This window comes from Photobacterium jeanii, assembly GCF_001650345.1.
GTDB lineage: Bacteria > Pseudomonadota > Gammaproteobacteria > Enterobacterales > Vibrionaceae > Photobacterium > Photobacterium jeanii.
The window spans coordinates 193,678-210,212 of record NZ_LVHF01000028.1; the positions used below are offsets into that span (position 1 = coordinate 193,678).

At 44.4% G+C, this 16,535-nt stretch carries 18 protein-coding genes; 9 read left to right on the plus strand and 9 right to left on the minus strand.

The genetic code is table 11. The features are described from left to right. The first annotated feature begins 17 nt into the window (after positions 1-17). Genes A3K86_RS13900 through A3K86_RS13920 form a run of 5 tightly spaced genes read left to right on the plus strand, consistent with a single transcriptional unit; the run spans position 18 to position 4,541 of the window. Positions 18-1,292: a CpaF family protein gene (locus A3K86_RS13900; protein WP_068332101.1), complete on the plus strand. Its 1,275-nt coding sequence runs from the start codon at positions 18-20 to the stop codon at positions 1,290-1,292. A 15-nt stretch (positions 1,293-1,307) separates the two neighbouring features. After that, positions 1,308-2,225 (plus strand): type II secretion system F family protein, encoded by a 918-nt coding sequence (locus tag A3K86_RS13905; protein ID WP_107270353.1) that lies wholly within the window; start codon positions 1,308-1,310, stop codon positions 2,223-2,225. Then, a complete protein-coding gene (locus tag A3K86_RS13910; protein WP_084406617.1) occupies positions 2,225-3,100 on the plus strand; it encodes a type II secretion system F family protein in 876 nt (291 codons plus the stop codon). Before A3K86_RS13905 ends, A3K86_RS13910 begins: the two co-directional genes overlap by 1 nt. Beyond that, on the plus strand, positions 3,100-3,906 hold the full coding sequence (locus A3K86_RS13915) for a tetratricopeptide repeat protein (RefSeq protein WP_068332104.1): 807 nt from the start codon (positions 3,100-3,102) through the stop codon (positions 3,904-3,906). Before A3K86_RS13910 ends, A3K86_RS13915 begins: the two co-directional genes overlap by 1 nt. Beyond that, complete coding sequence (locus A3K86_RS13920) at positions 3,903-4,541, plus strand: OmpA family protein (RefSeq protein WP_084406618.1); 639 nt, start codon at positions 3,903-3,905, stop codon at positions 4,539-4,541. The genes A3K86_RS13915 and A3K86_RS13920 overlap by 4 nt, the downstream gene beginning before the upstream one ends. An 84-nt stretch (positions 4,542-4,625) precedes the next feature. Here A3K86_RS13920 and cls read toward each other — a convergent pair whose 3' ends face one another. After that, positions 4,626-6,083, minus strand: coding sequence for a cardiolipin synthase (cls, locus tag A3K86_RS13925; protein ID WP_068332109.1), 1,458 nt, complete (start codon positions 6,081-6,083; stop codon positions 4,626-4,628). Between the two features lie 367 nt (positions 6,084-6,450). Between cls and A3K86_RS13930 the strand changes: the two genes are divergently transcribed. From A3K86_RS13930 to A3K86_RS13945, 4 genes are all read left to right on the plus strand, one after another. Beyond that, positions 6,451-7,785 carry a sodium-dependent transporter gene (locus tag A3K86_RS13930; RefSeq protein ID WP_068332112.1) on the plus strand — a complete coding sequence of 445 codons (1,335 nt, stop codon included), beginning with the start codon at positions 6,451-6,453 and terminating at the stop codon, positions 7,783-7,785. Positions 7,786-7,964: 179 nt separating this feature from the next. Then, positions 7,965-8,663, plus strand: coding sequence for a TIGR01621 family pseudouridine synthase (locus A3K86_RS13935; protein ID WP_068332115.1), 699 nt, complete (start codon positions 7,965-7,967; stop codon positions 8,661-8,663). Between the two features lie 112 nt (positions 8,664-8,775). Continuing rightward, on the plus strand, positions 8,776-8,982 hold the full coding sequence (locus tag A3K86_RS13940) for a hypothetical protein (RefSeq protein ID WP_068332117.1): 207 nt from the start codon (positions 8,776-8,778) through the stop codon (positions 8,980-8,982). An 85-nt stretch (positions 8,983-9,067) separates the two neighbouring features. Beyond that, positions 9,068-10,003 carry a class I SAM-dependent methyltransferase gene (locus A3K86_RS13945; protein ID WP_068332120.1) on the plus strand — a complete coding sequence of 312 codons (936 nt, stop codon included), beginning with the start codon at positions 9,068-9,070 and terminating at the stop codon, positions 10,001-10,003. Positions 10,004-10,069: 66 nt separating this feature from the next. Here A3K86_RS13945 and gspS2 read toward each other — a convergent pair whose 3' ends face one another. The 8 genes from gspS2 to A3K86_RS13985 all read right to left on the minus strand — a co-directional run bounded on the left by gspS2 (position 10,070) and on the right by A3K86_RS13985 (position 16,423). After that, positions 10,070-10,456 carry a type II secretion system pilot lipoprotein GspS-beta gene (gspS2, locus tag A3K86_RS13950; RefSeq protein WP_068332124.1) on the minus strand — a complete coding sequence of 129 codons (387 nt, stop codon included), beginning with the start codon at positions 10,454-10,456 and terminating at the stop codon, positions 10,070-10,072. Between the two features lie 61 nt (positions 10,457-10,517). Continuing rightward, complete coding sequence (locus A3K86_RS13955; RefSeq protein WP_068332127.1) at positions 10,518-10,817, minus strand: YciI family protein; 300 nt, start codon at positions 10,815-10,817, stop codon at positions 10,518-10,520. 97 nt (positions 10,818-10,914) lie between these two features. Then, positions 10,915-11,313, minus strand: coding sequence for an acyl-CoA thioester hydrolase YciA (gene yciA, locus A3K86_RS13960; RefSeq protein ID WP_068332130.1), 399 nt, complete (start codon positions 11,311-11,313; stop codon positions 10,915-10,917). Positions 11,314-11,326: 13 nt separating this feature from the next. Then, positions 11,327-11,872, minus strand: a complete 546-nt coding sequence (locus tag A3K86_RS13965) for a septation protein A (protein WP_068332133.1) — start codon at positions 11,870-11,872, stop codon at positions 11,327-11,329. Positions 11,873-11,990: 118 nt separating this feature from the next. After that, the gene (locus A3K86_RS13970; RefSeq protein ID WP_068332136.1) at positions 11,991-12,542 is read right to left on the minus strand and encodes a hypothetical protein; all 552 of its coding nucleotides are present in this window, start codon (positions 12,540-12,542) and stop codon (positions 11,991-11,993) included. Positions 12,543-12,713: 171 nt separating this feature from the next. After that, entirely contained in the window at positions 12,714-13,706 is a 993-nt protein-coding gene (locus A3K86_RS13975) for a 2-hydroxyacid dehydrogenase (protein ID WP_068332139.1), read from the minus strand. A 264-nt stretch (positions 13,707-13,970) separates the two neighbouring features. After that, positions 13,971-14,471, minus strand: a complete 501-nt coding sequence (locus A3K86_RS13980) for a response regulator (RefSeq protein ID WP_068332142.1) — start codon at positions 14,469-14,471, stop codon at positions 13,971-13,973. Beyond that, positions 14,468-16,423 carry an ATP-binding protein gene (locus A3K86_RS13985; protein WP_068332145.1) on the minus strand — a complete coding sequence of 652 codons (1,956 nt, stop codon included), beginning with the start codon at positions 16,421-16,423 and terminating at the stop codon, positions 14,468-14,470. Before A3K86_RS13985 ends, A3K86_RS13980 begins: the two co-directional genes overlap by 4 nt. Positions 16,424-16,535 lie beyond the last annotated feature (112 nt).

Below are 16,535 nucleotides of genomic sequence, written 5' to 3' on the forward strand. Positions count from 1 at the left end.
TAAAATAAGAGATAGTAATGAGCGCTGCAAAGTCACTGTATCTAGATATCCGAAATCGTATTTTTGAAGCGTTAGATACCAACGCGGTGGAGAGTGCGTCAAAAGAGCAATTACGGGCTCAGCTTACGAACGGTGTCGACATGCTGGTTGAGCAAATGGAGCAACCCGTACCTGCCATTTTACGTCGTCAATTTGTTACCAACTTAATTGATGAGCTAACAGGTTTAGGTCCGCTTCAGCCATTGATGGACGATGAAGATATCACCGATATCATGGTGAATGGCCCGGATAGTATCTTTGTCGAACGCTTTGGTATTGTTGAAAAAACTGAAATTAGTTTTGTTGATGACAAGCAGCTTCGTCAGGTTGCGCAGCGTATTGTTTCGCGTGTTGGTCGTCGAATCGATGAAGCTACCCCAATGGCCGATGCCCGCTTACCCGATGGTAGCCGTGTCAATGCGGTAATTAGCCCGATCAGTATCGATGGCACCGCTATTTCAATTCGTAAGTTTAAAAAACAAAGTATTGGTTTACCTGAGTTAGTTGAGTTTGGCGCAATGAGTCCGCAAATGGCAAAAGTGCTAATGATTGCGGCACGTTGTCGATGCAATATCTTAATTTCAGGTGGTACGGGTTCAGGTAAAACAACGCTGCTAAATGGTCTGTCTCAGTTTATTTCTGAAAAAGAACGTATTTTGACCATTGAGGATGCGGCTGAACTTCGTTTGCAACAGCCTCACGTATTACGTTTGGAGACGCGAGTAGCTGGTACTGAAGGCACTGGCGCGATTTCTCAGCGTGACTTGGTGATTAACGCCCTTCGTATGCGTCCAGACCGTATCATCATAGGTGAGTGTCGTGGCCCGGAAGCTTTTGAGATGTTACAGGCAATGAACACAGGTCACGATGGTTCCATGTCAACCCTCCATGCCAACACCCCTCGCGATGCACTTGCTCGTGTAGAGAGCATGATCATGATGGCAAATTTAAGCCTGCCACTAGAAGCGATCCGCCGCACAATTGTGAGTGCGGTGAATATCGTTATTCAGGCTAACCGCTTACACGATGGTAGCCGTAAAGTAACAGCTATTTCGGAAGTTGTCGGCTTGGAAGGTGAGAACGTGGTGATGGAAGATATCTTCCGATTTGAGGCAGATGAACGACAAGGGGAAGGTGACAAAATCTCAGGTCGCTTTGTGACTCCAGGTCTAATGCAACGCTCAGAACTTGCCAAGAAAGCGCGTTTCTTTGGTTTGTATGAAGAGTTAATGGCTGCTTTTCACAGTAGTTAAAGGAACAAGAAAAGCATGACTTTATATTTTTCGTTGCTGTTGATTGGTGCTGCGGCTTTGATGTACAGCACCACAGTCAAAAAGCAAAAGATCACAGCGATTAAAAAAGACCAGAAAAGTAAAGCCCAGGATGATATCAACTTGATGAACTTGGCATCGTTAAAAGGGGAAGGACTGAAAGATAAAGTGCTGATCCGTCTTAATGGTGTTTTTTCTCAATTAGGTAAGAAAGGCTTAGCACAGGCGGTTATTGGTATTACCGTGATTAGTTTTGCTATGAGCTACGTGGTTGGTGCTTATCTTGCTCTCGGTTTTGTTTCAGGTATGGCGGCGTTAACAATTACCCCATTTGTTGCCACTTTTTTATTGTTTAAGTTTTTGCTTGCTCGTCGTAAGAAGCAGTTTGAAGCCTCGTTCCCTGATGCGATTAACTTAATGACCAGTGCGATTAGCTCGGGTGAGAGTGTGATGCAGGCAATTCAATTTGTGGGTAACAAGCTCGATAGTGTGGTTGGTCAGGAATTTAAGTGGGTAGGTCAGCGTCTTCAGATTGGTGAGTCGCCAGACGATGTATTTAGACGCTCTTGTCAAAACTGCCCATATAAAAGCTACCGTTTCTTTATTATCACGCTTCGCGCCAATATGATCCGTGGTGGTCAGCTTAAAGAAGTCATGACACGTTTGAACCGTGTGTTGTTTGATGCGCGTTCTGTAGAAAAGAAAACCAATGCGATGACATCGGAAGCGCGTTTGTCAGCGAAGATCGTTGGTGCAATTCCATTTTTGTTCTTATTCGGTATGCAGTACATGAGTCCTGAAAACTTTGACTTTGTATTGAGAGATCCAAATGGTCGCGTCATTCTCTATTACCTCATTGGCAGTGAGACCATAGGTATGGGCATTATTTGGTTTTTAATCAAAGGAATTCGCTAATGTCGTCAATGGTCATATCTCTTATTGCTTTATTTGTTGGTATCATTGCTTTTAGTTGGATTCAATCAGCACAGCGTGCAAAGCAGCGTAAACGTATGCATAGTTTGCTGCAAAGTGAAGAAACTGAATCAGAAGCTCGCCGAAATTTCCGTAAAGCAATGAATAAAATCAGTGCGGAAAATAAGAAAGAATTTGAACACAAGTTAGAACAAGCGGGTATTTATAATAAAGGGTTAGCCATTTATTACTTACCAGCGAAGTTTGGCATTATTTTTCTCACGTTCGCATTTTGTGCTTTTCAAATCATGTCGGGTGAATGGGAGCTTAACGACGCGCTTATCCCTGGTTTTGGCGTCATGATTGTCGTGATCCTTGTGCCTGATTGGGTATTAGCCGCTAAGAAGAAAACAGTTGAGCGCAATGTGGGTCGTGAACTTCCTTACTTAATTGATTTGATGGCTGTTTGTGTCCAGACCGGTATGACGTTAGAGTCAGCATTGGCTTACTTGGCTGACGAAATGCAAGGCTTCGATAAACACCTTGCATACCATATCCATAAAACCGCAGAACGTGCACGATTAACGGGCTTAGAAACAGCATTAACTGAATTTGCAGTACGCATAAATACTCAGGAAGTGAGAAGTTTTACTTTTACCTTATTACAAAGTTTGCAGCATGGTAGCTCGATTTATCAGGTGTTAATTACGCTTTCAAAAGATATTCGTGAAGTACAAATGTTGGAAACGGAAGAAAAAATTGGTGCGCTGTCGGCCAAGATGAGTGTGCCTTTGATTATTTTTATTATGATGCCAATTGTTATTTTGATTATAGCCCCAGGTATTATGAGGCTAATGCAGTCGGGAGGTATCGGGTAATGAAAAAATTATGCTTGTTAACTTTAGTTGCTATTTTGGCAGGCTGTTCTAACTCCCCTAAGCATAAGATTTCCGATGAAGAACGAATGGAGATCACTCAAAATTATGATGGGTTGCAAGAGAATTATCGAGCACGATTAAAAGCAAATCCAAAAGATTATGAAGCGTTGGTGAAGTTATCTGGGGCTTATTTTAAAGATGGCGATATTGAAGCGGCCAGTTATTACATTGATCAAGTACCTGATGATAATTGTAGTCAAATAAACGGTTGCTGGTTAACTCGCGCGGATATTGCGTACAACAATAAAGATTATAGCCAAGCAAAATATTATATCGATTATAGCCTTGCGGTAGGTAAAGATGTTTATGCAGTCAAGAACCTTTACGGCATTATGCTTGCTCGCCAAGGTAATTTTGAATTAGCACGACAGTATTTTTTTGAAGCTCGTGTTGGTTTTAAAAGTGAAGACGCGATAAAAAATAATCTCGCCATGACAGAAATGATGGAAGGTAAGTATGAGAAGGCAGCCGAACGCCTTATGCCTTTATATCAAAAGAATCGTTTTGATGCTCAGATTAAAGCGAACTTGATCGTTAGCTTGATGCTTTCTAGTCAATACAGCAAAGTAAGACAATTATTGTTGCAAGAAATGAGTGAAGAAGAAGCGGCAGAAATGTTTGAGCAACTTCGTGAAGATCTGCAACAGCCAGCGACGTTGAATTTACCTGCGTTAGATAATTTACAACAATCACAAAATAACCTAGTGAGTGATCAGCATTCTGCTGAGCAAGATGAGGAATCATGATGAAACGCTTATTGCCATTATTATTTATCGCTACAACAAGCGTACATGCTGACGAGACTCTGCTTCAGCACTTATGTGAAACAACGGCGTTCAACCAAGAATTGACGGTAACGCAGCACCAGCCGGTAGTGATTGCTCATCACCGTAATGGCCAGATGTTAACTGGTCACCCAGTTGATCTTGATTTGTCTGCTTATGCTGAGTTATTGGCAGACAATACTGATATCAACCGCGATTGTTTAGCGTACCTTGAGCAAAATGGGGTGGTGAAGATTGTTGATAATGACGCATCGCCTAAGATGCAATCTGGTCAAACAATTGCGCGTGTATTCTTCTCATTTGATCGCTCAACTTTGAGTCAAACCTCGGTGCGTATTCTGGAAAAGATCGCCTCTCAGCTTAAAAACACTAAGACCTTACTTGAGGTTGAAGGCCACACTGATGCGAAAGGTAGTGCAGAGTACAACCTCGCGCTAGGTTTACGTCGTAGTAAGTCTGTGGAAGCATTCTTGAAGTCTCGCGGTATGCCGAGTCATCAAATGAAAGCCACCTCGAAAGGTGAAACAGCGCCTGTGGCTGATAACAGCAGCGATCACGGTCGAGAGCTAAACCGTCGAGTAGAAATCAAAGTTTGATTTAAAGGGTAGTTAGATATTAAAAATCCCTGTCACTTCAAAGTGACAGGGATTTTTTGTATCAGGGTGAACGGCTTGAATGATTTACAGCAACGGGCTGAACATATAGAAAAACTGCTCTGTTAGCTTGTGTTGTACTGGTCGTCGTTCCCATTCTTTCCAGTCAACTTGGGTTGAGTTTTTCAGGTATTCTTGCTGAAGCCAGCTTAGCTGTTGGGTAAATTCAGCACTATCGACAGCAAGGGTGACTTCAAAGTTCAGCCATAAGCTGCGCATATCGAGGTTCACCGTGCCAATTAAGCAGTGGTTGTCATCAATCACGACAGATTTGGTGTGAAGTAATCCGCCATGAAAACGATGAATTCTAACTCCAGCACTTAATAACTCAGCAAAGAAAGAGCGGCTAGCCCATTCCACCATAGTCGAGTCATTTTTATCGGGAATGATGATATTGACGCTGATACCACGATGAGCCGCACCCCGTAGGGCATGAAGTAAGTTTTCACTTGGCACAAAGTAAGGCGTGGTGATCACAATACTTTCTTGGGCTTGGTAAATGCTTAACAGTAGTACTTGGTGAATAATTTCTTCAGGCATCCCTGGGCCCGATGGGATCACTTGTACCGTATCATTTTCAGGAGAAGTAGGCGTTATGGTACAGCTTGGTAGGGGTGGAAGATCGCGCTCGCCAGTTTCAACCTCCCAATCCCATGCTTGAATACTATTAAGCACCGTGACTGTTGGCCCTGTTAACCTCACCATCACATCGATCCACTCACCGACACCTGCATCTGTTTTGAAAAACTTAGGATCAACCATGTTCATTGAGCCTGTGTAGGCGATGGTGTTATCGATTACTACAATTTTCCGGTGTTGGCGCAAGTCTAAGCGACGCAAGAACATACGGAAGGGAGTGACGGCTAAGGCTTCGGTGACTTCAATGCCGGCATGACGCATTAACCTTGGCCAATGGGAGCGGAAAAAGCGCATGCTGCCCGCCGAGTCGAGCAAGACTTTAACGCGTACTCCACGCTTAGCGGCTTGAATTAATGCAACACCGACTTCATCGGCTAATCCGCCCGGATGCCAAATGTAGAACTCCATATGAATGGAGACTTGGGCTTGCTCAATGTCTTCGACAATGGATTTTAAGATTTTTTGCGGTGAGTCTTGTAGCGATAAGCTGTTACCCACCAAGCTTGGAATGCCAAGTCGGTTTTCACACAAATCACAAATAGGGCGTGCGTATTGACTCATCAACTGTGGTTGATGTTCAGGGCAGTCGTTTAAGCGCTGAAACCATTCGGCATAGGGAATAAACATCTCATGGGCGCGTTTTGCCCGCTTTTTGCCAAGGTTTAATTCGCCAAATAACAGGTAGGCGACAATTCCGCCAACAGGAATGATGTAGATGATCATTAGCCAAGCCAATGACACTCCGACCACGCGGCGTTTGAAAACAACCCGTACTGTGATACCTGCGATAAGCAGCCAATATAAGAAAACGCTTACCCAAGCTAGAATTTGGTAAAACTGTTCCATATCCGATATTTATTAAACTATCTATATTGTGCCCATTTTGCATGCTTTTCATGTGAAAACATAGCATTAAGCCATCAATATCATGAACTTTATGTTGTTTTTCATGCTTAGCGCTTTAGTGGGCTAAAAGGCGAAATCTGCCTCAAGTATTCTTTCTAGTCATTCTAATTTATGGGGGAGAACTGAACAGGTTACAAGATTAAGGTGGGATATTTAAAAGCCTTGTCTTCACATTCAGTTTGATAGCTGTTATTACTGATTTTTAACACAGTAAAGTTATTATTTAACTTATCGAAAACATTGTAGTGTGACTAGAATAATTATTTGATGATTTAGTTATATCACGATAGGAAGACAGGGAAGCAGTATGGCAGGTCAGTCGCGGGCGCAGTTTAGCTCTAGAATTGGTTTTATTTTGGCAGCAGCAGGCTCTGCTGTTGGTTTAGGGAATATTTGGGGGTTTCCGACCCAAGCAGCGAGTAATGGTGGGGCAGTATTTCTGTTCGTTTACCTTGTGATGGTGTTTGCACTGGCATATCCATTATTGGTTGCTGAACTCACTATTGGCCGATATGGCAGTGCTAATCCGATTAAATCCCTTCGTTCAATCTGGCCACAACAAAAGAAGGTAGCCTCCTTACTTGGATTAGCGGGTATGGTTGCCGTATCAATGATCTTAAGCTTTTATGCGATTGTCGCGGGTTGGTTGTTGGGCTCTTTAGTGGGCCCAGTGTTAGATGCTGTCGGTATGACGACTGCGGCGGCTTGGCTTGAATCTTTCAGTACTGCACGAAACCTTATTTTAATGATCATCTTTATGGTACTGACGATTTGCGTTGTTCGTAATGGCGTTGCTGACGGTATAGAGCGTTGGTCAACGCGTCTGATGCCTGTGCTACTTGTGTTGTTTTTGCTGATGGTGGTTTACATCTTGACTCAAGATGGTGCGATGGACGGGCTGAAAATGTATTTAGTGCCTGATTTTTCGCACTTTAGTGCAGATTTAGTGGTGAGTGCAATGGGTCAAGCTTTTTTCTCGTTGTCATTAGGTGTGTGCTCAATGATGGTGTATGGCTCGTATATTCAAAAAAATGTGAATCTACCGAAAGTGGCCGCACAAGTTGCTCTACTTGATACTGCAGTCGCATTTATTGCAGGTCTTTTGATTTTGCCAGCGATGTTTGTGGCGTTGAACAACGGGGTTGAGATTTACAACGAAACGGGGGGGCTGCTTTCTTCTGATACCTTGGTATTTAGCGTACTTCCGGCCATGTTCGATACGATGGGGGCGGTAGGCTTACTTGTTGGCATACTGTTTTTTATTTTGATGGTGATTGCTGCGCTAACATCTTCCATTTCCATGCTGGAAGTGCCAGTTGCTTGCGCTACCGAAGAACTTAATCAAGACCGTAAAGTTGCCGTATGGTGGATTGGTGGGGTGATCACCTTATTCTCTGCCATTATTGTGTTTAACTTTGGTGAGATGTTTGGTTTAGTGATTTCACTGACTACCGAATACGCGCAGCCGATTTTGGGGATGATTTTTGCTTTGCTGGTTGGCTGGGTATGGAAGCGTGACCAAGCCTTACAAGAAATCAAACAAGGCTATCCCGAGTTAGAACAAGGCTTATTCTGGAAAATTTGGCCGTGGTACGTTCGCGTGGTGTGCCCATTACTTATGCTGTTGGTGTTCTTTGCTTAGTTGATGATGTGTGAGCGTGGTTTTTAGTAGTCACTCTTAAAATGTTTAATCCAACAAAGCCGTTGAAATTAGCGGCTTTGCTGTTTTTGTACTGAGTCGTGGAGTACAAGTATTTAGCCTGATTGATAGAAGGTATATACTCGCGCCTTTGATTGAAATTACCCGCGTTGAGCCCTGCTATGTTTACTCTTGTTCATCAACATCCTGATTTTCTTATTATCGACAAACATCCTGAAGTGAGTGTTCACAAAGACGATAATGAGCAACCGTTATTGGCGGCAGTCGCAGAACAAACAGGTGATGAGCAGCTCTATCTGATCCACCGTCTCGATAAAATGACGTCAGGTTTATTGTTGCTTGGACGCAATAAAGCTGCTGCAGCTCAGCTATCGGCTAATTTTGCTCACCGTGAGGTGAGTAAATTTTATTTAGCGATTGGCACCAAAAAGCCAAAGAAGAAGCAAGGGATAGTTGTTGGTGATATGACGCGCTCTCGCCGTAGCAGCTGGAAATTAGAAAGTAGCAAACAAAACCCAGCGGTGACGCAGTTTTTCTCAACAGCGGCGGGGGAAGGTCGTCGCTTGTTCTTATGTAAGCCTTATACAGGGAAAACACACCAAATTCGTGTCGCGCTTCGTAGCGTCGGCTCTGGTATTACGGGCGATAGTATCTATGGCAATGAAGAGGCGGATCGCGGTTATCTTCATGCTTATGGCTTAGCTTTCTCGTACCAAGGTGAAATGCTGCAATTTTTGTGTCCACCGCAACAAGGTAAGTTGTGGCAAAGCGAGGATGTAATAGCGGCATTGGCAGAGTGGCATAACCCTTGGTCGTTAAACTGGCCTGCAATTCCATCGTCGCTTCAACAGAAATCGTAAAAACGAAAAAAAGTCAGTGCTGATTGCTGGAAACTTGTTCAATCTCAAATGTGATCATTATCAATTTCCATTACAATGTCGGTCTAGGATCACCCCTAGACCGAGGAATCGAATGCGCCTGACCCGTTCCGTTTCGCTACGAATGCGATTGAAAAAGAAGAAAAGTAAAACCCGCTTTTGGGATCTGGCTTCCTCCCGTCGACAACGTCACCTCAATAAAACCCGTCTAAAACGTCAACGCCAAGTGCGTATTACCGCTGAGTATGTGGTACTGGCTCAATCTCGAATTGAACAAGAAGACTATAAGCTCGTTGCTTAATCAGAGTTATTGTTTGAACGTCAGTGCAATACAGGGCAAAGCCCTTTAGAATAGCGCCTCACAACTCAGAACAGACGAAACAAAGATGGATATCAACGCACTTCCCCAATTAGAACAACATTTGTTACTTGCGCTTCAGACGCCACCAACCGAAGTACGTCGTCTGTTTCATGGCCGTGGTCGCTGCTGGCAAGGACTAGAACAAATCACCGTTGATTGGCTGCAAGATCAAGTCGTGGTGGCTTTGTTTAAAGAGCCAAGCCCTGAATTTCTTATTGAACTAAATGCGTTATTGCTACGCTTAGTCGATAGTGAAGTTTGGCTGCAAGCTGGTGCGAAATCGTTACTGCTGCAACACCGTGATCGCCAAGGCGCGCCAACCGATGTGGTGTGGGGTGAATTGCGAGAGTATCAAGACGTGGTTGAAAATGGTCTGACCTACAAGCTCGATCTTGGCCGTAAACAAAATATCGGCTTATTTCTTGATATGCGTTATGGTCGTCGCTGGGTGCAAGAACAAGCAGCGGGTAAGCGAGTGCTTAATTTATTTGCTTACACCTGTGGGTTTTCTGTGGCAGCCATCGCAGGTGGTGCTGAACATGTGGTGAACCTTGATATGGCGAAAGCGGCGCTAAGTCGCGGGCGTGATAACCATCACTTGAATAAGCATGATCTGAGCAAAGTAAGCTTCTTAGGTCACGAATTGTTTAAGTCGTGGGGTAAAGTACGCAAATTAGGCGCTTACGATTTGATCGTCATTGATCCGCCGTCGTTCCAAAAAGGCAGCTTTGCCTTGACTAAAGACTACGCCAAAATCTTACGCCGTTTGCCTGAGCTATTAACAGAAAACGGTCAAGTGTTGGCTTGTGTAAATGATCCCGCGATCAGCTCGCAGTTTTTGATTGATGGTATGGCGCAAGAAGCACCAGAGCTTAAATTTGTTGAGCGCTTAGATAACCCGCCAGAGTTTAAAGATATTGAACCTGAAGGCGGTCTGAAAGCCCTTGTGTTTCAGCGCTAAACAATGATTGAAATAGAAAACGCCCGATAAGCCATGCTTATCGGGCGTTTTTTATTTGGCTAACAATTACTGAGCGCTTTGCTTACAGTAAGCGTCGTAAACGGCTTGTTCAACCATAGTACGACCACGCATATCCATGATCTTGATGTTGTAGCTGACACCCGCATCAAACACGGGTTGTAGCTCATCATTTTGGCAGTAGTTTACGGCAGCCGCTTTAATAGCTTGTGATGGCGCAACGTTGCCACCACCGCCGTAAAGTACAGTGATTATGACCGTTTTATTCTTTGCTTGCGCTTTCATGATCTGATATTCATCAATCTTGTCGTAAGGCGCTTTAGCATTGATACGTGCTGCTCGCTCTTTTGCCAGCGCGATTGCCGTATCATCTTCATTCGACGCACAGCCTGACAAAACAAGCAGGGCGGCGAGAGGGAGTATTTTTTTCAACATAATTTATCTTGAAGTCCTGTTGCTACCAATAGGGATAAACGCAGTGCGTATGTATTTGGTATTAAGGCAGCACTTTCTTGAATGGTTTTACAATAACGTTTTGGTATACACCTGCGTCAATGTAAGGGTCGGCGTCAGCCCACTGTTTTGCTTCTTCTAGCGAGTTGAACTCAGCAATCACAGTCGAGCCAGTAAAGCCTGCTTCACCCGGGTTTTCGCTATCAATTGCAGGGTTAGGTCCTGCTACCAATAAGCGACCTTGTTCTTGTAACTCTTTCAAGCGAGCAAGATGTTTTTCACGCACACTCATGCGGCGTTCTAGGCTGTTTTCAACGTCTTGGGAAAAAATAACGTACCACATAATGTCTTCCTTTTTCGGGTAGTTAGGGCGTGTTGTTGTTTGAAGGATTATCTTACTGAATTATGACAATTAAAAAAGCCCCATTTCGGGGCTTCTTTTAGGCTTTCTTCACAGGTCGCGGTCGACCTTCGCTATTGATAGCAACGTAGTTAAAGGTTGCTTCACATACACGATAGCGCTCGCCAATGCCTTCATGGGCAACAGGCTTAACCCAAACTTCAAGGCCAACGCTCATTGATGTGTTACCAATGCGCTTACATTCGCCGTAGCAACATACAACATCACCCACGCCTACTGGTGCTTTAAATGCGATACTTTCAACGGAAACGGTTACAACACGGCCTCCGGAAATTTCTTTTGCTAGGATTGCGCCAGCTAAATCAAGCTGAGACATGATCCAGCCACCAAAGATATCGCCGTTCGCATTAGTATCGGCAGGCATTGCAAGAGTGCGGAGAAGTAGTTGTCCGCGAGGGATGTTGTTTTCTGTGCTCATTATGGATTCCGAGTTACTGCTTTTCTGAACCGTTGTCTTTAGGCATATGGCGATAAATATATCCGCCGGTGGCAAGGGTAAAGACTAACGTCATTACAAGCAAGCCAAATACTTTAAAGTTTACCCAAACATCCAATGGTAGGCGAAATGCCACATACACATTGACGATAGCGCAGATAACAAAAAAGCAGGTCCAAGCGATATTAATATGGCGCCAAATGGCATCGGGTAGGGTGAGTTCTTTGCCGAGCATACTTTTGATGGCTGGTTTGCCCATCAATTGGCTAATCGCAAGCCCTGCGGCAAAGACGCCATAAACGATGGTGACTTTCCATTTGATAAAGTTCTCATCGTGAAGGAATAAGGTTAGGCTGCCAAATATTGCGACCATCACAAAGGTGATGAGCTGCATTTTTTCTACTTTTTTGTAGAGAAACCAAGTGACAGCAATTTGGAGTGCAGTGGCGACGATAAGCGCACCTGTTGCAACAAAGATATCGTGGGTTTTATAGAGAATAAAAAAAACAATAAGAGGGATAAAATCGATTAACTGCTTCATGAAGGCTAAACCTAAGATAACTATTTGCCGCTAGTATACCTAAATGGCATCGCTATGCGCAGCTCAAAAAAAACGGTAACCCTAGAGTTACCGTTTTATCTGATCTTTTTAATTCAAATTAGAATTTGAATCGAGTCGTGATGATTGCTTGATCACCGTATAGACCATTGAATTTGCCTTCCACACCAATCGAGAATAGCTCGGTTGCGTGGAAACGACCCATGATAGAGCCGATCACTTTGTCATCGCGGTCGATAGTGGTGTGACCAATTTTACCACCCACTTCAAGTTGAGGACCAAGCCATTGGCGCACGCCTAGGTTTACTTCAACGCCAAATTTGCCGCCTGAACTGTTGTAACGGTCATTTTTAACGCTTAGCGCTTTGATTTCACCCGTAATATCAGCCCAGTTGTTTACTGGTGCGTGAAAACCAATACCAAAGTTTGCATCCCAATCACTTTTGAAGCGAGTATCGATGCTACCTGTGATGTGAGCGTTAGGGTGAATAGAACGGCTGAAGCCACCACCGTAAGTCAGTGGGCTAATACCAATGCGCGCTTCAGCGTAATCGTAGCTAAAGTTGCTCATCGTATTAGTTGCTGGGGTTTCAGCGTGTGCAGAAGCCATTGTTGCTAGGACTAAGCCCGTAGCAATAAGTGTTTTGCGCATGAAAGTTTCCAAAGACGTTAAAAATACAATTGGCGATATTCTAAAGTACAACGAATATCAATAACAGGTTTAGACTGAACTAGTTCACAAAAATGATAATTTGGTGGTCGAATAACCACCAAACTAGTCGGCTCAACGTGATCTTGTCCGCATCATTGTGACAATGTTCGCTTACTTGATCAGCTCATTGCCTGATTGTTCACCACGGGTAAAGGTTTGGATGCTACGCAGCGTAGTATCAGCAATATTGCCGAGCGCTTCTTCGGTTAAGAACGCTTGATGGCCCGTAAATAGCACGTTATGACATGAAGAAAGGCGGCGGAACACATCATCCTTGATCACGTCATTTGATTTGTCTTGGAAGAAAAGATCTTGCTCATTTTCGTACACATCAATACCCAAAGAGCCAATGCGACTGCTTTTTAGCGCCTCAATAGCGTCTTTTGAGTTTAATAAGCCACCGCGACTGGTATTGATGATCATCACGCCATCACGCATTTTGTCGAACGCTTCCGCGTTTAGCATGTGATAGTTTTCTTCCGTCATTGGGCAGTGCAAGGTGATCACATCCGCTTGGCGATAGATGTCGTCAAGGCTGGTATAGGTTGCACCTAACTCAATGGCGGTTGGGTTTTCAAATGGGTCATAGGCGAGAATATTCATGCCTAGCCCTTTTAGGATCCGCATGGTGGCGATACCAATGCGACCAGTACCAACAACACCGACAGTTTTACCGTGGAAGTTAAAGCCGGTAAGCCCTTCAAGTGAAAAGTTCGCATCACGAGTGCGTTGGTAGGCGCGGTGAATGCGACGGTTAAGGCTTAGCATTAAGCCAATGGTGTGTTCAGCAATGGCTTCTGGTGAGTAGGCGGGTACACGTACTACCTGCATGTTGAGTTCACGAGCAGTGTCTAGATCAACTTTATCAAAGCCAGCACAACGCATGGCAATTAAGCGAATACCTGACTCTGCTAATTGCTGGAGTACAGGGGCAGAAAGATCGTCGTTGACGAAAGCACAAACGGCATCAAAGCCTTGCGCCATACGGGCTGTTTGCTCGGTTAGGCGAAAATCAAAATAAGACAGTTCAAGTTGGTAATGCTGATTGATCAGCTCAAAGGATTTTTGGTCGTATTTTTTTGTGCTAAAGACTGCGACTTTCATAGTGTCACCTTTTCGGAGAACTTAGATTTTGTGATAAAGATAACACTTCTAAGTGACAGCGAAAAGTTTGTCCGACAATTTATGCGTAAGTTATTCACCTTGCAAACGCAGCAATGAAAAGGGTTGCGCAAGTGGCATAACCATACTTTAAGTATGGTTATGCATATTTATGTGAGATAACGCGACGCGAGGTCGCTTGTTGTAGATAGCTTGTTATAGATAGTAGGGCGTGTTGATTGTTTACGAATTGGCACCGCGAATCTGCTAGCCATCAGAAAGCGATAAGCGTTTGTCACTGAGTGCTTGCATGATCCTCGGAGCGTTGAGTATTCGTGCCCACGGCATTAAATCGGGATCGTTTTCAATAATGAAAGTGGTGAGTTGCTCAATAACAGCATCTTGTAGTTTGGTGCCGTCCCAAGGCTTGGCGATAAAGTAATCCAAACTAGCATGGTTGATGGCTTCGACCGTTTCCTCTAATCCGGCTTGTCCAGTCAGCAATACTTTACGGGCGGCTTGGGTTTCTGATTGTTTTTTTAACTCAATCAGAAAATCGATACCTGTTTCTCCGGGCATAATGTGATCACATAAGATCAAAGCCAATGGGATACGATCGGCAATCGCATCGGCTAACACTTCTTTGGCTTCATCGACCGACTCTGCCGCTTCCAGAATAAAATGCTCAGCCAGCATGTCTAAATCATGGAGCACGCTATCTAGCACTTCACGTTCGTCATCTACGCATAAAATCATGTACTTGTTCATTGTGCCTCCTTGGCTGGCTGATGAGGTTGGTGTAAGGGGAGTGTCACTATCATGCGAGTAAATTGATCGGGTTCAGACTCGACTGTGATAGTGCCATAGTGTTGGTGCACGATTTGTTGGCATACTGAAAGCCCAATCCCTAAACCGAAATTCCCTTCGCGTTTGGTGGTGAAGTTGAGCTCAAAGATCTTTTGTTGTTGGGTTGTAGGAATGCCCTTGCCATTATCTTCCACCACGATATCAATCGCGTTTTGTTGGCTATGGGGAGTAAAACGGGTTTGGATGCGAATTTCACCGGGCTCGGTTATAGCGTCTAGCGCGTTGGAAATGAGGTTAGTCCACACTTGTTGCAGAGCAATAGGTTGGCAGCGCAGTGACGGTAATTCCGCATACTCTTTGGTAACGTGATGGCGCTTCAAGCGGTTTTCAAAAATGACCAAGGTATCTTCTAACCCTTCATGAATATCAACATCATGGGTTGTCTCATCATCTTGGCGGGCGTAGCTTTTCAAGCTTTTGACTAAGTCGGCGATACGTTGGGCGCACACGTTGATGGAGCGTAAAAAGTTGCCCATCTGATAATAGTTTTCCCACTCGCTCATGACAGATTTAAGGTCACTACCTTGTGGTAGCAGCCACTGTTCAACGGTTTGTGGGTCATCAATACTCATGGTAACGGCTTTGCGAGCCAATTGACGATCACCCAGCACGCTTTCTAACTGTTTGGCTTTTTGACGTGTTTCTGAGGTGGAAAGCGGGCGTGATTGCATCGCTCGTTGCAAAATAGCGTTGCCTTGGGTTTTGTTATCGTGACTAAGGCTGGATTCGGTTAACTTACAGATGGTTTCTTTTAATGTGTCGCTGCCGCGTAAAATGGCAGAAACTGGGTTATTCAACTCGTGAGCAACCCCCGCGACTAGCTGACCTAACATTGCCATTTTCTCTTTATCAATCAGCTGATGGTAGGCTTCATCGAGGGATTTTAAGGTTTGCTGTAAGCGCATTTCAGTGCGAATACTGCCTTGTAAGCGACGGTTAAAGTTGCGCAGTAAGAGGTTAGTGAAGAGGGGTAATAGCTCATTTTGCGCATTCATCACTTTAGTAAATAGCTGCTGATCGAGTTTGATCACATCGGTTTGGCACAAAGTAATGCCAGTTGAAAATGAAGCTTCGCCAGTAACAAACGACATCCCGCCAACAAGGTTACCGGGGCCGACTCGGACAACTTCGTGTTTAAACCCATCATCGTCTTTTTTATACAGGGCGACTTCACCACGGGTGATAAACCATAGAAAGTTATTGGGTTCGCCTTCGTGGGTGAGAATGTGCTCTTCGCTGTAGGTGCGACAAGCGCGGTGTTCGTCGTTACCTTGGAAAAAACTGTGAAGCGCATCGGTTACTTGGTTGGCGAGAGTAGTGTCATCTAATTGGTCGCCGTGGCGAATAAAGCCAGAGCGGAAGGTCGACATCTGACGTTCGATATGGGCGTTTAAAATGCGGCGATGGTCGAGCAATAAACTGTATTTAAGCCAGTCTTCGTCAGGATGTTTGATGATGTAGGTAGTGAGTTCTTTGATCAGTAAACGGTGTAATTCGTCTTTTTTCCACGGTTTGGTTAAGCAGTAATTGAGTCGACCTTCGTTCACGGCTTGCATGATGGCATCAAGCTGAGGTTTGTCGTTGAGCAATACTGTACGTGCGCGTTTGGTGACAGGATGATTATCTAACGCAACTAAGAAGTCGACGCCGTTGTCTTCACCAAGGTCGTTGTCACAAATCACCATGGCGGCCTGCTGCCCTTGCTGCTCGATAAAGCTTAGGGTGTCGTAAGCATCTTCAATGCTTTCGGCGCCAATAATATCGAACAATTGGCTGAAATGACTGAGATCTTCTCGCAGTCGTTCTACCACCTCGGGGTCATCATCAAGACACAAAATGACAAAGCTATTCACCGTGGGATCCTCATCCTGAGATTGTTATTTTGAGTGTATGATAAATAGTCAATAGGGTCTGAGAGCCCGATTGCAATTGTGGCACTTCATTGTTCAATTAAACGCTTTTTGA

Coding starts and splice junctions, on each gene's coding strand:
- A3K86_RS13900 (WP_068332101.1), top strand. CDS start 18: ATGAGCGCTGCAAAGTCACTGTATCTAGATATCCGAAATCGTATTTTT.
- A3K86_RS13905 (WP_107270353.1), top strand. CDS start 1,308: ATGACTTTATATTTTTCGTTGCTGTTGATTGGTGCTGCGGCTTTGATG.
- A3K86_RS13910 (WP_084406617.1), top strand. CDS start 2,225: ATGTCGTCAATGGTCATATCTCTTATTGCTTTATTTGTTGGTATCATT.
- A3K86_RS13915 (WP_068332104.1), top strand. CDS start 3,100: ATGAAAAAATTATGCTTGTTAACTTTAGTTGCTATTTTGGCAGGCTGT.
- A3K86_RS13920 (WP_084406618.1), top strand. CDS start 3,903: ATGATGAAACGCTTATTGCCATTATTATTTATCGCTACAACAAGCGTA.
- cls (WP_068332109.1), bottom strand. CDS start 6,083: ATGGAACAGTTTTACCAAATTCTAGCTTGGGTAAGCGTTTTCTTATAT.
- A3K86_RS13930 (WP_068332112.1), top strand. CDS start 6,451: ATGGCAGGTCAGTCGCGGGCGCAGTTTAGCTCTAGAATTGGTTTTATT.
- A3K86_RS13935 (WP_068332115.1), top strand. CDS start 7,965: ATGTTTACTCTTGTTCATCAACATCCTGATTTTCTTATTATCGACAAA.
- A3K86_RS13940 (WP_068332117.1), top strand. CDS start 8,776: ATGCGCCTGACCCGTTCCGTTTCGCTACGAATGCGATTGAAAAAGAAG.
- A3K86_RS13945 (WP_068332120.1), top strand. CDS start 9,068: ATGGATATCAACGCACTTCCCCAATTAGAACAACATTTGTTACTTGCG.
- gspS2 (WP_068332124.1), bottom strand. CDS start 10,456: ATGTTGAAAAAAATACTCCCTCTCGCCGCCCTGCTTGTTTTGTCAGGC.
- A3K86_RS13955 (WP_068332127.1), bottom strand. CDS start 10,817: ATGTGGTACGTTATTTTTTCCCAAGACGTTGAAAACAGCCTAGAACGC.
- yciA (WP_068332130.1), bottom strand. CDS start 11,313: ATGAGCACAGAAAACAACATCCCTCGCGGACAACTACTTCTCCGCACT.
- A3K86_RS13965 (WP_068332133.1), bottom strand. CDS start 11,872: ATGAAGCAGTTAATCGATTTTATCCCTCTTATTGTTTTTTTTATTCTC.
- A3K86_RS13970 (WP_068332136.1), bottom strand. CDS start 12,542: ATGCGCAAAACACTTATTGCTACGGGCTTAGTCCTAGCAACAATGGCT.
- A3K86_RS13975 (WP_068332139.1), bottom strand. CDS start 13,706: ATGAAAGTCGCAGTCTTTAGCACAAAAAAATACGACCAAAAATCCTTT.
- A3K86_RS13980 (WP_068332142.1), bottom strand. CDS start 14,471: ATGAACAAGTACATGATTTTATGCGTAGATGACGAACGTGAAGTGCTA.